Origin of the sequence: uncultured Campylobacter sp., from assembly GCF_905371695.1 — a bacterium.
Taxonomy (GTDB): Bacteria; Campylobacterota; Campylobacteria; order Campylobacterales; family Campylobacteraceae; genus Campylobacter_A.
On sequence record NZ_CAJPMA010000005.1, the window covers coordinates 21,593 to 36,230 of the forward strand.

Annotated in this window: 15 protein-coding genes and 1 pseudogene; 7 read left to right on the forward strand and 9 right to left on the reverse strand. The window is 47.5% G+C overall.

Features of this window, described 5'->3' with window-relative positions:
* Window positions 1-9: 9 nt before the first annotated feature.
* The 5 genes from folP to QZ147_RS00890 are packed head-to-tail and all read right to left on the reverse strand — an operon-like array spanning window position 10 to window position 3,981.
* Complete coding sequence (gene folP, locus QZ147_RS00870; protein ID WP_295146176.1) at window positions 10-1,158, reverse strand: dihydropteroate synthase; 1,149 nt, start codon at window positions 1,156-1,158, stop codon at window positions 10-12.
* Window positions 1,155-1,775: a DNA polymerase III subunit delta' gene (locus QZ147_RS00875; protein ID WP_295146177.1), complete on the reverse strand. Its 621-nt coding sequence runs from the start codon at window positions 1,773-1,775 to the stop codon at window positions 1,155-1,157. The genes folP and QZ147_RS00875 overlap by 4 nt, the downstream gene beginning before the upstream one ends.
* The gene (locus QZ147_RS00880) at window positions 1,776-2,318 is read right to left on the reverse strand and encodes a HobA family DNA replication regulator (protein WP_295146178.1); all 543 of its coding nucleotides are present in this window, start codon (window positions 2,316-2,318) and stop codon (window positions 1,776-1,778) included.
* The gene (locus QZ147_RS00885; protein ID WP_295146179.1) at window positions 2,318-3,517 is read right to left on the reverse strand and encodes an aspartate kinase; all 1,200 of its coding nucleotides are present in this window, start codon (window positions 3,515-3,517) and stop codon (window positions 2,318-2,320) included. The genes QZ147_RS00880 and QZ147_RS00885 overlap by 1 nt, the downstream gene beginning before the upstream one ends.
* The gene (locus QZ147_RS00890) at window positions 3,517-3,981 is read right to left on the reverse strand and encodes an RNA pyrophosphohydrolase (RefSeq protein WP_295146180.1); all 465 of its coding nucleotides are present in this window, start codon (window positions 3,979-3,981) and stop codon (window positions 3,517-3,519) included. Before QZ147_RS00890 ends, QZ147_RS00885 begins: the two co-directional genes overlap by 1 nt.
* A gap of 136 nt (window positions 3,982-4,117) precedes the next feature.
* On the opposite strand from QZ147_RS00890, the gene hemW reads away from it, so the two are divergent.
* From hemW to QZ147_RS00915, 5 genes and pseudogenes are all read left to right on the forward strand, one after another.
* Window positions 4,118-5,170 carry a radical SAM family heme chaperone HemW gene (hemW, locus tag QZ147_RS00895; protein ID WP_295146182.1) on the forward strand — a complete coding sequence of 351 codons (1,053 nt, stop codon included), beginning with the start codon at window positions 4,118-4,120 and terminating at the stop codon, window positions 5,168-5,170.
* Window positions 5,171-5,235: 65 nt separating this feature from the next.
* A pseudogene (gene tatB, locus QZ147_RS00900) lies at window positions 5,236-5,520 on the forward strand (Sec-independent protein translocase protein TatB); the annotation flags it as partial.
* Window positions 5,521-5,786: 266 nt separating this feature from the next.
* Window positions 5,787-6,539, forward strand: a complete 753-nt coding sequence (gene tatC, locus QZ147_RS00905) for a twin-arginine translocase subunit TatC (protein WP_295146183.1) — start codon at window positions 5,787-5,789, stop codon at window positions 6,537-6,539.
* Window positions 6,529-7,644 carry a tRNA preQ1(34) S-adenosylmethionine ribosyltransferase-isomerase QueA gene (gene queA, locus QZ147_RS00910; RefSeq protein ID WP_295146185.1) on the forward strand — a complete coding sequence of 372 codons (1,116 nt, stop codon included), beginning with the start codon at window positions 6,529-6,531 and terminating at the stop codon, window positions 7,642-7,644. Before tatC ends, queA begins: the two co-directional genes overlap by 11 nt.
* Window positions 7,641-8,468, forward strand: coding sequence for a hypothetical protein (locus QZ147_RS00915; RefSeq protein ID WP_295146187.1), 828 nt, complete (start codon window positions 7,641-7,643; stop codon window positions 8,466-8,468). Before queA ends, QZ147_RS00915 begins: the two co-directional genes overlap by 4 nt.
* Here the strand turns inward: QZ147_RS00915 and ruvX are convergent.
* The 4 genes from ruvX to ilvC all read right to left on the reverse strand — a co-directional run bounded on the left by ruvX (window position 8,461) and on the right by ilvC (window position 12,439).
* Complete coding sequence (ruvX, locus tag QZ147_RS00920; RefSeq protein ID WP_295146188.1) at window positions 8,461-8,841, reverse strand: Holliday junction resolvase RuvX; 381 nt, start codon at window positions 8,839-8,841, stop codon at window positions 8,461-8,463. The two genes, QZ147_RS00915 and ruvX, sit on opposite strands and share 8 nt — an antisense overlap.
* Window positions 8,842-8,849: 8 nt before the next feature.
* Window positions 8,850-9,641 carry a DNA-processing protein DprA gene (locus QZ147_RS00925; RefSeq protein ID WP_295146190.1) on the reverse strand — a complete coding sequence of 264 codons (792 nt, stop codon included), beginning with the start codon at window positions 9,639-9,641 and terminating at the stop codon, window positions 8,850-8,852.
* A 267-nt stretch (window positions 9,642-9,908) separates the two neighbouring features.
* Window positions 9,909-11,414, reverse strand: coding sequence for a divergent polysaccharide deacetylase family protein (locus tag QZ147_RS00930; protein ID WP_295146191.1), 1,506 nt, complete (start codon window positions 11,412-11,414; stop codon window positions 9,909-9,911).
* A 2-nt stretch (window positions 11,415-11,416) separates the two neighbouring features.
* Window positions 11,417-12,439 (reverse strand): ketol-acid reductoisomerase, encoded by a 1,023-nt coding sequence (gene ilvC / locus QZ147_RS00935; protein WP_295146193.1) that lies wholly within the window; start codon window positions 12,437-12,439, stop codon window positions 11,417-11,419.
* A 143-nt stretch (window positions 12,440-12,582) separates the two neighbouring features.
* Here ilvC and QZ147_RS00940 point away from each other — a divergent pair, with 143 nt between their 5' ends.
* Complete coding sequence (locus tag QZ147_RS00940; RefSeq protein WP_295146195.1) at window positions 12,583-13,401, forward strand: HDOD domain-containing protein; 819 nt, start codon at window positions 12,583-12,585, stop codon at window positions 13,399-13,401.
* The coding region (locus QZ147_RS00945) for an RNB domain-containing ribonuclease (protein ID WP_295146196.1) at window positions 13,398-14,638 on the forward strand (1,241 nt) is incomplete at its 3' end. The genes QZ147_RS00940 and QZ147_RS00945, both read left to right, overlap by 4 nt.

A 14,638-nucleotide genomic window follows, 5' to 3' on the forward strand; every position in this document is an offset into this window, starting at 1 on the left:
CTCCAAATTTTACCAAAGCGCCGTTTGCTTCATCGCTTCGTGCATATCAAAAAGCTGTTTATGCTCGCTCACGTCGTGCGCGCGGATAATTTGCGCGCCGTTTTCATACGCTTTTAAGTGTAAATAAAGCGTGCCTGGCAGTCGGTCTTTTACCTCGCTGGGGCTATAAAAATTTATGACCGATTTGCGGCTAGCGCCTACTAAAAGAGGGTATCCAAAATGCGTAAAATGCGCTAAATGCTTAATTAGCAGCATATTGTGCGCGGCCGTTTTGCCAAAGCCTATGCCTACGTCTAGCACCAGCTTTTTAGCCCCCAGCGCGCCGGCGGCAGCGATCTTGGCGGCGAAAAATTCGTCTATTTCTCCGAGTAGATCCTCGTAACGCGGCTCGTTTTGCATGGTCGCGGGGTCGCCTTTCATATGCATCATGCAAAGCTCGGCGTCGTAGCGCGCGGCAAGGCTTGCTAAGGCGGTATCGGCAGTGATGTCGTTTATCATCGCAAAGCCGTGATTTAGCGCGAATTCTAGGCAATACGCATCAAAGCTATCTAGGCTAAATTTTACGCGTCCGTGCAAATTTAAGCGGTAAATTTCGCGCACGATGGGCTCTATACGCCTAAACTCCTCCTCTCGCCCGCAATAAAGGCTTCCCGGACGCGAACTAACGCCGCCTATGTCGATATACTCGGCGCCTTGCCCTATCATCTCCTCGATACGCCCTACGCCCGCAGCCAAATTTTCCACGCGGCTAGCTTCGTTAAAACTATCGCCGTTAAAATTTAGCACGCCCATAATCCGTGCTTTTTGCGTAAAATTTTGCGTAAAATTCGCGGATAAAAACTCCGCTAAATTTTTAAGCCCGAAGTCCTGCGCCTTTTCTTTTTTCGCCAAAATTTCGCGCTGCGCGTCGTTTGCGATCAAAAGCGCGCTAGTTTTCTCCTCGCGTCCTAATATCGTATCGCGGCTGGTAACTAGCTCCGCGCCTACGCTAAGCGCGTCTTGTTTTAAAATATTAGCCGCGGGCGAGCCGATATCCTCGATAAATATAAAATTTAGCCGCGACTTTTTTCGCATTAAATTTCGCCCCGCCGCGCTAGGTCCTATGCGCTCGCAAACAGCGTCGAAATCGGTATCGGGGTTAATTTTATAAAATCTCACGGGCGACCTTTTTGCAATATAGTAAGTAAAAGAGGCGTTAAAAGCTGCGCGGATTTGGCGTTTAGCTCGGCTAGGCGCACGAGCGAGCCGAAATAATCAAGCTCGTCCGCGCTAAATTTAAAGCCCGCTTCCAGCGCCTCCGTAATTACCGCGCTAATTAGCTCTTTTAGCTCGTTTTTACCCAGTTTATCGGCGCGTTCGTCCTGCTCGCAAGCGCCTAAAAATTCGTAAATTGCTTTAATATCTAACTGCGCTATATTAAGCCCGGAGCGCGCACGAGCTCGTTTTTGCGTTAAATTTTCCGTAATCATGCGCGAGCGAATAGTCGGCAAAAGCAGGTTTTTAGAATTTGCGGCGATTATAAAATTTACGTTTCTAGGCGGCTCTTCTATTATTTTTAAGAGCGAATTTTGAGCCTCGGCGCGGAAGGAGCGCGCCGCGATAACGAGCGTCTTTTCGTATTTTTCGGCGATATAAGCTTCGTTTACGACCTCGCGCGCGTTTTCTATCAAAAAATCGTCGTATATAAAAAACCTCAAATTTTGCGCGCCCAGTTCGTTTTCAAGGCGCGCTTTCAGCCCTTCAAAATCGCTCGTAACGACGATTTTATTTAACATTTATAAAATTACCTTATTAAAAAGCGCGGCGTCGACGCTTTTATCGAAGAGCTTAAAAAGTAAGATGAGTTTTACGTCTAAATTTTCGTCGTTCGAGCTTAAAAAAAAGCTGTTTTGCGCCTGCTCGTCGAAAAGCCACATATAGCTGTCGTTGCTTCCTTTGGCGATTTGCGCGCGCGAATTTACGCTTTTGCCGACGTAAAAATATACGTAACCGTTAGGAAACGTCGATGAGAGCATATCTTCTAAAAGCGCGATCTGCTCTTTGGAATTTATCTCGTCGATCGACGGATATAGCGCGCGTAGGCTAACGAAAGGCAGCAGCGGACGCGCGCTAGAAGGACGGTTGATTTTTTTAAGCAGATACGTTTCAAACCATGCTCTCTCGTCGTCGGTAACGACAATAAACGTCCTTTCTTCAAGCAAAAATTTTAGGCGCGAAGCGAGCAAGGGCGTCCACTCGACGCGGCGCTCCTCCATCCAGCTCATCTGCGCGCCTTCTTCGCGAATCGCGTCGAGCGTCCACTTTATAAATTCTTGCATTATTTATCTAGTTTATACGCTTCGTGTAGCGCCCTAACCGCGAGCTCGGCGTATTTTTGATCGATTATCATCGAAATTTTAATCTCGCTAGTAGAGATCATTTGGATATTTATACCCTCCTTGGCTAGCGTCTCAAACGCCGTACACGCCACGCCGCTGTGGCTTTTCATGCCTACGCCTACGATCGAAACCTTTACGATAGCGTCGTCGAATTCTACGTGTTTAGCTGCGGCTAGCTTATTCATCGTCTCTTTGGCTAGTTCAAGCTCGTTTTGAGGCACCGTAAAGCCTAAATTCGTGGTGCCGTCGTGTCCGACGTTTTGGATTATCATATCGACGTTGATATTTTGTTTAGCCAGCGCGCTAAAAATTTCCGCCGCGATGCCCGGTTTATCGACTACGCCGCGCAGCGTAACCCTTGCTTGATTTTTATCCAGCGCTATGCCGCTTACTAAGACCGCTTCCATATTATCCTCCGTTGTTATTAATGTCCCTTCGTTGTGGTTAAAGCTGCTTCTGGTAACTAGCTTGACGTTTAGCTTCTTAGCTAGCTCTACCGAGCGGTTTTGCAGCACCTTCGCGCCCGCGCTGGCGAGTTCTAGCATCTCTTCGTAGCTGATTTTTTCTAACTTTTTAGCCTTTTTCTCGATACGCGGATCGGTCGTATAAACGCCGTCTACGTCGGTGAAAATTTCGCAAACGTCCGCGTTTAGCGCGCCCGCTACGGCTACGGCGCTAAGGTCGCTTCCGCCGCGTCCTAGCGTAGTTATATCGCCATTTGCGTCGAGGCCTTGAAAGCCCGCTATTACTACGATTTTGCCGACGTCTAGCTCTTTTTTGATTCTAGTAGTTTCGATTTTTTCTATACGCGCTTTGGTATGGACGTCGTCGGTGAGTATGCCCGCCATCGCGCCCGTAAGCCCCACGCAAGGATAACCCTTCGCGTTTAAAGCGATCGTAAGAAGCGCGGTAGTTACCTGCTCGCCCGAGCTTAACAGCATATCTGTCGCCTTGCCGTCGGGAAATTTCGCAAAATGCTCGGAGTATTCTACTAGCTGATTAGTTACTCCGCTCATCGCAGATACCACCACTACGACGCTAGCGCCTGTTTTTTTAGTTTCGATTACGCGCTGCGCGACCGCTTCGATACGTTCTAGCGTCCCTACGCTCGTGCCGCCGAATTTTTGGACGATTAGCATTAAAAATATCCTTTCTTTCTAAAATAACTTAAAACTTTGTCGTAAATAGGCTTTTTAAAGTGATTTATCCCTTCAAAAGCCTCGCTCGCGCCTATAAATTTATACTCGCTAAATTCTGGGTGCTTAGTCGCTAAATTTATCCTAGCTCCGCGCGCTAGACGCACTAAAAAGTACTTTTGCGTCTGCCCGTCGAACGGGTATAATTTCTTGCTTGCGCCGCTTGGAAAATCATAGCTTAGCCACTCGGGGTATTCGCTTAAAATTTCCACCTTATTCGTGCCGATTTCCTCTTTTAGCTCCCGCAAAAGCGCCTCTTTGGGACTTTCGCCCTCGTCGATACCGCCTTGGGGAAACTGCCACACGTCGTTTAGATCCACTCTGCGCGCAACGAAAAATTCGCATTTAAAAGGATACGCGTTTGAGAGTATGACCGCAGCGACGTTTGGTCTATATTTTTTCTCCATTTTAGACCGCCCGTAAAATTTTACGGATTTTAACCAAAAAGAATTTATATCAAGCTTTAATACCCCCGATTTTACGCTACGTCTTAAAATTTAGCCCGCTTTTGTTACAATCGCGAAATTTATTTTAAAGGTAAAAATGCTACTTTACGTCCACATACCTTTTTGCGAGAGCAAATGCCCTTATTGCGCCTTCGGATCGGTAACTGGCGCGCAAAATTTAGCCCGAGATTATTTTAGCGCTATGATTAGCGATTTTAGGGCGCAAACGCAAAATTTAGACGTCTTGCGCGGGCGAATTTCGAGCGTATTTTTCGGAGGCGGTACGCCAAGCGCAATCGGCGCGAAATTTTACGAGCCGCTTTTTAGCGAAATCTCGCCGTTTTTAGCAAGAGACTGCGAGATTACCGCCGAAGCAAATCCTAATTCCGCTAGGCTTTCTTGGTTAAAAACTATGCGAAATTTCGGCGTAAATCGAATAAGCTTCGGCGCTCAAAGCTTTTTTGACGATAAGCTAAAATTCCTAGGGCGCATCCACGATGCGAGGCAAATAAAAAAAGCCGTTTCAAACGCGCGCGCGGCGGGTTTTAGCAACATTAACGCCGATCTTATCTACGGTACGAAATTAGATACCAAAAAGCGCCTTTTAGAGGAAGTTTCAAACGTGCGGGATTTAGGCGTAGATCACGTCAGCGCCTACTCGCTTACGCTTGAAAAAAATACGCCTTTTTACGGCAGGCAAAGCCTAAAAAAAGATAGCGCGGTTTTGGCTAAATTTTTAATAAGAGAGCTTGAAAACGCGGGCTTTAAACAATACGAAATTTCAAATTTCGGGCAAATTTGCCGTCATAATCTAGGCTACTGGCAGAGTAAAGATTATTTAGCTCTGGGCGCTTACGCGGTAGGATTTAGGCGAAATTTTAGATTTTACAACGCACATAATTTAGAACGTTATATCGCTAATCCGCACGAAAAAAAGCGCGAAATTTTAAACTCGGACGAGATAAATTTAGAAAAAATTTTCCTAGGCGCTAGAAGCGTCGTCGGCATAGAGGATAAAATTTTAACGCCCCCACAGCTAAAAAATGCGCGAATTTTAGAAAGCTCGGGAAAGCTAAATTTTAAAGACGGGCGCTTTTTTAACGAAAATTTCCTGCTCGCCGACGAAATCGCGCTATTTATCGCGGGCTAAATTTATAAAAATTTGAGCTTTTAGCGGGTAAAATAGCGAGTTTAATCTAAATTTAGGAAAAATTAATGTTCGGTATGAGCCTGCCTGAAATCCTAGTCATCGCCGTCATCGCGGTTTTAGTGCTAGGACCCGATAAACTGCCCGAAGCTATGGTACAAATCGCGAAATTTTTTAAAATGTTTAAAAAGGGCATAAACGACGCGAAATCGACGTTCGATCAAGAGGTAAAAATCGCCGAACTAAAAGAAGACGCAAAAAAATATAAAGAAAGTATAGAATCGGCTACGCAAAGCGTGCGCAAAAAACTAACCTTTGAAGAGCTAGACGAACTGAAAAAGGGCGTCGCGGGCGTCGCTAGCGAAATAACGAATGCCGCGGGCGGCGTAAAAAGCGCGGTAGATACGCTAAATAATCCGGGCGAGGCGATAAAAGAGGCGGTTTTAGGCGGATCAACTAGCGGAGCGCAAGGCGCGGCGAACGGCGAAGCATCTCGGGCGGCGGGCGAAAAGGGCGAAGTAAAAGCTGGCGAAGCGGACGGCGACGCGCGGAATTCGGCAAACCAAGGTGCGGTAAGCGGCGCGACTGTAAACGAAAATTTAGATAAAAAAGAGGCGTAATGTTTGAAGAGATAAAACCGCATATTATCGAGCTTAGAAAGCGCCTAGCCATAAGCGTAGCGGCGGTGATCGTATTTTTCGTTATTTGTTTTACCTTTTGGGAGCCGCTGCTTGCTTGGATGACTGCGCCGCTAAAAGCCGCGTTGCCCGCGGGCAGCAACATAATCTTTACGCAGGTACAAGAGGTATTTTTCACCGCGATGAAGGTGGCGTTTTTCGCGGGGATTATTTTGGCGCTACCCGTGATTTTCTGGCAGTTTTGGCTATTCGTAGCGCCCGGGCTTTACGACAACGAGAAAAAATACGTCGTGCCTTTCGTAATAGCGGCTACTTTTATGTTTTTGTGCGGCGCGGCCTTTTGCTACTACGTCGTTATCCCGCTCGGATTTGCCTTTCTTATAAATTTCGGAGGTCAGCTATTTACGGCGCTGCCTAGCGTAGGCGAATACGTCGGCTTTTTTACCAAGCTCTTAGTGGCGTTCGGATTGGCGTTCGAGCTACCGGTCGTTACCTTTTTCTTCGCTAAAATCGGACTCGTAGACGACGCGGCGCTAAAACGCTACTTCCGCTACGCCGTAGTCGCGATTTTCACGTTTTCAGCGATTATGACGCCGCCCGATATTTTAAGCCAATTTTTAATGGCGATGCCTTTAACGGGACTTTACGGCATTTCCATCTTAATCGCCAAATGGGTCAGGGTAGAAAACGAAAAAGCGGCTAACGGCGAGCGAAACGAGCAAAATGGCGAGTAAAATTTTAGCGGCGGGCGAAGCGGACGGGCAAAATTCGCAAAAACGCGGTTTAGACGCGCGGAACGAAAATTTAAGCGAGCGAAATTTAGACCCCAACGCCCTTTCTAGCTACGACTACCTTTTACCGCCGGATCTCATCGCTTCAAAGCCCGTAATGCCCAAAGAGGACGCGCGTCTACTGGTTTATCGGCGATGCGCCGGCGAGATAGAGCATTTAAAATTCGGCGATTTGCTAGACGTTTTACCGCAAGACGCCGCACTGATATTTAACGACACGAAGGTGATAAAAGCGCGAATTTTCGGACATAAACAAAGCGGCGGCGCGGTGGAGCTGTTAATTAATCAACCTCTTGGCGACGGCGTTTTTAGCTGCTACGTAAAAGGCCGCGTAAGCGCGGGCGCAAAGCTAAAATTTAAAGGCGGCGTAGAAGGCGAAATTTTACGCGCCGATAACGACGGCATTAGGCTCGTAAAATTTAGCAAATTAGGCTCGACGCTAGATACCGTAGCGCTTTTTAACGAGCTAGACGCGATCGGCCACGTGCCTCTGCCGCCTTATATCAAGCGCGCCGATAACGAGCAAGACGTAACCTGGTACCAAAGCGTCTTTGCTAAAAACAAAGGCGCGGTCGCGGCGCCGACGGCGAGCCTGCATTTTAGCGAAGCGATGGTGGAGCGTATCCGCTGCGAGCGAGAGAGCGCGTATCTGACGCTTCACGTGGGCGCGGGGACGTTTAAGGGCGTGGAAGTTAGCGACATCAGAGAGCATAAAATGCACGCCGAATTTTACGACGTTTCAAAACCCGCGCAAGAGCTTATTAAAAGCGGAGTTAAAATTTTAGGCGTCGGCACGACAGTTACGCGCTGCGTAGAGGAATTTGCAAGAAGCGGGCGCGCTAGCGGAGCGTGCAGTCTTTTTTTAAACCCCAGCAACCCGCCCGTGCGCCAAGATTATTTACTTACTAATTTTCACCTGCCCAAATCCACCCTAATTATGCTAGTAGCAAGCTTCGTAGGACTGCGCGCTACGCATAAAATTTACGAAACCGCCGTGCGGGAGCGATACCGCTTCTACTCCTACGGCGATGCGATGCTGGTGTTATGAGGGCGCAAGTCGATTTTTTGGAACAGCTAAATTTTTTCTTAGAAGCGCTAGGATTAGACGCGCGAAAAAGCGGCAACGTCTTAGTCTTCGAATACGACCCGTCTTATCCTAGAATTTACGAAATCGACGCCGCAAACGTAATCAAAACGATCGAATACGCGGCAAAAATTTTTTTATTTTCGCAAAGCGGCGCTAGAATTCTCGTGCGTTTTAGGGTCGCAAACTACAACAGCAAAAACGTAAATTTCGACGTTATAATAAGCTCAAATAAACCGCTGCAAGCCGTAGACGAAAATTTTGGCGCCAAAATGCGCTCTTATGCCAAAACCGCGCGGGCGGACGTAAAAATACAAGAGGACAAAATTTTAATTAAAATTTCCGGAATCCTGCCGGATGCAGGGATAGAAAATCGCCTAACTATAAAAAGCGGCTTTTTAAAAAAATATAACGCCCTAATCGCCTACGACGACGAGACCACTTTTGAAATTTTATCTAAACAGCTAAAATTTATAGGTATGAACGTCCGCCCCAAAAGCGACGTCAAAATCTTTCGCGAGCACGTAATAAACGGCATTTATAAGCCAGATATCGTATTTTTGCAAAAAGATTTTTTAACCGACGAAGCGGCGTTTAGCGAGCTTTTGAAATTTCAAAAACGCAAGCGCTTCTGCGTCGTCATAATCTGCGAAGACGCAAATCCCGCGCGTTTTTGGGATAAAAGCTTCGTAAAACTCGCGCAGCCTTATACCTACGACGTTTTACGCGCGGCGATTAACGAATGCCTAAAACGGCGCTCGCTCGCCGTAAGCGACGCGGCTAAATAATCCCCAAATACCGCTTTAAAATCACCGTCGCCGCTATGCTATCAAGCCTGCCGTCGCGCTTTGCGCTAGTATGCAACTGCGACGCCTCCGCGCTGCTATATGCCTCGTCTTGATACGCTACCTCACCCGAAAAATCAAGAAGCGATACGAAATGCTCGATACGCCGCCTCATCTCCTCCTCGCTGCTTCCGCCTAGCGGCACGCCCACTACTAGCGTCTGCGCGCCGTATTCTAGGGCTAGTTTGCTAACTTCGAGCGCGGCTTGATTGCGGTTTTTACGCAGCACCGCGGGTAGCGGCACGACGACCTCTCCCGCGCAAAAAGCCGCCCCGATGCGTTTAAGCCCCACGTCGATAGCTAAAATTTTACGCATATTTTTCCTTATTTAACCGCTCTGACGCGTAAATTTTTAATTTCCACACGCCCTTCTAGCTCGTATTCGTAAATTTTCTCGCCGAATTTCGCAAGCGCCGCGTCTAAATCTATGCCCGCGCCGCAAAATTTTAAAATTTCGTCGTCCGCTTGCGGCAAGGCGGCGTCTAAAACGCCGAATTTTGCGGCGAATTCGTTAAAATCGCAAATAAGGCTCGCCGCGCCCTCGCTTAAAAGCTTATTCGTACCGTCGCTATCGCCTAGGCGCTGAGGAAACGTAAAAATCGGCACTCCAAGCTCTCGCGCTATCCGCGCGCTTTGCATCGAACCGCTGCGCTCGTCGGCTTGCGCTACGATTAGTGCCTGCGAGAGCGCGACTACGATGCGGTTTCGCTGTAAAAAATGACATCCGTTGCGCCCCACTCCCTCGTCCGCCTCGTATTCGCTAAGAGCCAGTGCGCGGGCGTAAATCTCGCGTATGAAATTCGCGTTCGCGCTCGGATAAAGCACGCCGAGCCCCGTACCGAAAACTCCGATCGTGCGCGGCATCGCGCCCTTGTGAGCGGCGATATCGACGCCCAGCGCTCCACCGCTTACGACGCAAACGCCCGCGTTTTTTAGCGCGCCCGCTAGTGCGGTAACGCACTCTTTGGTATAAACGCTAGCGCGGCGAGAGCCCACGATAGCGACTTTGGGCGCCGCAAGAAGCGAAACGTCGCCCGCGTAAAATAGCCTTTTAGGCGGATTCGGTAAGCGTTCTAGCTCGTGCGGAACGATCGAAAGTTCGTTAAATTCGGGCAAAATTTTCCTTTTAATTTAGTCGATTAGCGGCCGCGCGTCTAGCAAATGGCCAGCTTTAAGAACAAATTTACGCACACAATTTAAAAGCGGCCGCGTGATCGGCGGCTTTTTTGGCATGGATTCTAGCGGAAGCTTATTTTCGTAATCCACCTAGCGAAATTTACAGCTATTTAGCGGGCGGTTGCGGGATAGCGCATAAAAATTTTATATCCGTACCCGCTTGCTAAAAATCCCGCAAACCGCAAATTTTAGCCAATAGTTTTCCGCCTAAAAAAGCTCGTTTAGATAAACGACCTCGACTTCGCTTAAAAGCCCGTTTTTGCTCTCTTTTATCGCATCGATCGTATTTTTCTTAGGATGGCCGATCGCGATAGCAAACCCTCGCCTTTTAGCAAGCTCCACCGCCTCTTTTAGCCGTTTTTTTACCGAGCTTTTAGCCGTATCGTCGTCTAAAAACACGTCGCGAGCGATGTAGGGCTTGCCGTATTTTTTGGCGATTTTAGCGACTACGCTAGACGCGATAGTACGGCTATCGACGAAGGTAAAACCCGTGCGTTCAAACGCCTCGTAGGCCTTTATCATCGACTCGGCGTCGCTCGTAAATTTGCTACCGGTGTGGTTATTTATAAATTTCGCTCGCGGGAAGTCGGCACGGACCTTTTGCACGCGCGCAAGTATGCTCTCAAAACTGTCTCCGATGTTTAAAGTGCCTATTTCCGGGCGCCCGAAGTGCTGCGCTTGCATCGGCAGGTGAATCATAAAAAACTCAAACCCTCGCGCAATCTGCGGAGTATCGGGGTGCGTCCTAGTCGCCGGAAATATCGAAGGCGTCACGCGCAGCCCGATAGAACGCACCATATCGGCATGCTCTTTTACCGCGATATCGTCGATTATCAATACGAGCTTAGGCTTACCCGTAAGAGGTTTTTTGGGCGCTTCGCCGATAAAATTTTGCGGTTTATCTTTTGAAGGCCGCTCTTTTTGAGAAAGGTCTTTTTCTTGCTTTAAGCCTTTTTTAGGCTCTTTTGCTTCGGACGTCGCGTGCGTATCTTGCGCTTTGACTTGACCGCTCGTTAAATTTTGCTCGGTTAGCGGCGCGACGGTTGCGTTTTTTTCTAAAATTTGTGGCTCTTGCGGTTCGGCGGATCGTAAAACATGCGTAGATTGCGGCATTTGCGCTGTTTGAGGTTGCTGCGAAATTTGCGCGTTCAAGCTTAAATTTTGCTCTAAATTTTTAGCTTTTAAAATTTCGGGCGCTTTGCTTAAATTTTCGGCTGCTAGCGGCCGCTGCGGCGCTAAATTCCGCTCAATTTCGCCTTTTTCTCGCTGCGCGGACGGCAAAGGCGGCGAAAAGGCGGGTTTTTCGTTTGCCGCAGACTGCGATTTTGCGAATTTTTCTTTCGGGCTAACGAATTCGTCTTTTGCGTTCGTATCGGCAAAAAGCCTGCTTAAATTTTCTTCCTCGTCGAATTTTGAAGGCTCTTTATACCATCTTTCGCGTTTTTTCTCGGCACTTTTATCTATCTCTTTTGCGGGTTTTGCTTGCGAAATTTTAGGCGATTGCGGATTTTCTTGCGTTACTTTTCTAGTTTGGTTTATCTCGCTTTGCGCGCCCGAGCTTCCTACTCCGTTTAAAGCCGCGATTAGCGTTATTATGATAAGCGCGGCGAGTATGACGATACCGGTTAAAATCTGATTCTTCGAGCGCCCGCCGTCTTTTTTGGGCGGACGCCTTTTAGTAGCTTTCGTAGCTTTTGAAATTTTAGCGGCCAAGATTAGTTTTTACTTTGATCGACTAATTTACCGTTAGTTATCCAAGGCATCATAGAGCGTAGTTTTTTACCGGTTTGATTTAGCAGGCTTCTTTCGGCGATGCCGCGCTCTGCGTTCATGCGGACGTATCCGGCCTTGCGTTCTAGGATGAAGTCTTTTGCAAATTTACCGTTTTGGATCTCTTTTAAAATTTCCTTCATCGCTTTTTTGCTATCTTCGCCGATGACGCGCGGTCCGCTTACGTAGTCGCCGTATTCTGCAGTGTTTGAGATAGAGTAGCGCATATCCGCCATGCCGCCTTGATACATTAGATCCACGATTAGTTTTAGCTCGTGAAGACACTCAAAATACGCCATCTCAGGCTCGTATCCGGCATCCACTAGCGTCTCAAAGCCCGCATTTACCAGCGCGCAAAGTCCGCCGCAAAGCACCGCCTGCTCGCCGAAAAGATCGGTCTCGGTCTCATCTTTAAATGTCGTCTCGATGATGCCCGTTCTGCCGCCGCCGATCGCGCTAGCGTAGCTTAGAGCTAGCTCTTTAGCCTTTCCGCTTGCATTTTGCTCTACGGCGATTAGATCAGGGATGCCGCCGCCTCGGACAAATTCGCTTCTTACCGTATGGCCGGGCGCTTTTGGGGCGATCATAATGACGTCAATATCCTCGGGAGCTTTGATCTGTCCGAAATGCACGTTAAAGCCGTGTCCAAAGGCTATCGCCGCGCCGCTTTTAAGGTTAGGTTTAATCTCTCGCTCGAAAATTTCGGCCTGAAGCTCGTCGGGAGTTAAAATCATAACGACGTCGGCGGCCTTTGCGGCTTCTGCTACCGTTTTTACCTCAAAGCCCTTTGCTTCGGCCTTTGCCCAGCTCCTGCCGCCTTTTGCCAGGCCCACGATCACCTTTACGCCGCTATCGCGCAAATTTTCGGCATGCGCGTGTCCTTGCGAACCAAAACCTATCATCGCGACGGTTTTGCTTCTAATCAAGCTCAAATCGCAATCTTTGTCGTAATAAATTTTTACTGCCATTTTACGTCCTTTTTTTGAAATTCGGGCGCAATTATACATTCGCGCGGCTCAAATGTCGCTGAAACCGAAAAACTTGATTTAAGCTTTATAAAAAAGCATTTTTGCTAGAATTGCCGAAATTTTTACGAGGAAATCCAGCAAGTATGAACGACTCAATTTACAAAAAAATCAAAACCCTACCGCCGTTAGACGACACGGTTATTCAAATTCAGCGCCTTTGCGCGGACGAGAATAGCTCCATCGGCGATCTAACCAAAATCATCGAAAAAGACCCGATGCTAACGGCTAATATCCTGCGCTCCGCGAACTCTCCTCTTTACGGTTTTAGCAAAGAAATCACGACTATCGCGCGCGCTATCTCGCTTTTCGGGATGGCTACGATCCGCGGTTTCGCGCTTTCAAGCGCTATAAAAAAGTCGTTTTCCGTAAATTTAGAGCCTTACGGGATCACCAGCCAAGATTTTTTAAATATTTCGATGATTCAAAACGCGCTGATGTACAACTGGTATTCAAAAGTTAAGCCTAAAAATTTAGAAATCCTCTCCCCCGCATCGTTTATGCTTGAAATCGGCAAAATCGTCCTCTCTCACGAACTCAACGAAAATAAAGAGGCGGACGAATTTAAATCAAGACTGGCAAACATCGTATATCCTAGCGATCTAGGGCTGCTAGAAACCGAATTCTTAGATATTACCAACGAGGAAGTTACGGCTAAAATTTTCGAAGAATGGAACCTGGAAAACGAGCTCGTAAACTCCATCCTTTACTCAAACGACCCCGACGACGCACCCGAGCACGTAAAAGAATACGCAAAAGCGCTAAAAGTCGTAAAAACGGCGATTAATATCTTTAATCAGCTAGACGAAGTCAGTATTCAAAACGCGCTTCCGTTGCTTGATGAATACGGCTTTGACCACGATACGTTTTTAATGGCTACGGCGAAGGTTAAAGACAATCTGTGAAGGATCTTTTTACCGCTCTCTTAACGGGTGTAAACGAGCGTGAAATTTCGGGCGAAAATCGCGAAATTTTACGCAATCTACAAAATTTAAACGCCGTAAATTTCCATAAAAACAAATTTTACCTAAATAACGGCTTCGTCTGCGGCAAGCTCGATATTAGCGCGAACGGAACCGGTTTTTTGGCCGCTTACGACCCACGTTTTAAGCAAGATATAATAATAGAAAATAAAAATTTAAACGCCGCTCATTACGGCGACGTGGTTCTAGCAAAGCTACTCCCACTTAAAAAAAAGCGCCCTAGCGCGAAAATCGTAATGAGCTTAAAACTAGCCAATGCCACGAGCGTAGTTTATACTAAAAATTTCGGCGCCGCCGTACTCGGAGTGAATCTAAAAACCGGGCTAAATTTGGCGCTAAAAGCCAGCCAAAAAAGCCTAAAAGCCTTACCGTTAGGCACGTTGCTTAAAATAAATAATCTAAACAACGACATAGTCGAAGTTTTAGGCAACATTAACGACCCCGCGAGCGATGAGAAAATTTCGCTTGCGATTTATAATAAAAACGACATTTTTAACGAGGCGTGCGAGGACGAAGCGCGCGCGTGGGGCGATGAAGTAGATCCCGCAATGTATCCGCAGCGCACGGATTTGCGAGAACTATCTTTTTGCACGATAGACCCGGTAGACGCCAAAGACTTTGACGACGCGATATATTTTGACGAGAAAAAGCGCGAAATTTACGTCGCAATCGCCGACGTCAGCGAATACGTAACTAGCTACGGTGCGATAGATAGCGAAGCTAAAAAGCGCGGATTTTCAATCTATTTTCCGCATAAAGCCGTGCCGATGCTGCCGCGAGCTTTGAGCGAAAACATCTGCTCGCTAAAACCTAACGTCCCGCGCCTCGCGTTTTGCTTTAAAATTTCGCTAGACGCAAACGGCGACGTGCTAAAAGAAGAACTTTTCGAAGCGATAATCCTATCAAAAAGGCGCTTTAACTACGACGAAATCGATGAAATTTTACAAGGCGGACAAAGCGAGATCGACTGGATTAAGCCACTATTTACATTAACTTCAAAACTTCGCAAAAAGCGGCTTACGCACGCATTTGATTTTCGTACGCAAGAGCTTCGCATGAGTCTAGACGAAAACGGCGAAATTTTAGCTACCAGATACGAAAACGACAGCGACTCGCATAGATTAGTCGAGGACTGCATGCTGCTAGCTAATAAAGCCGC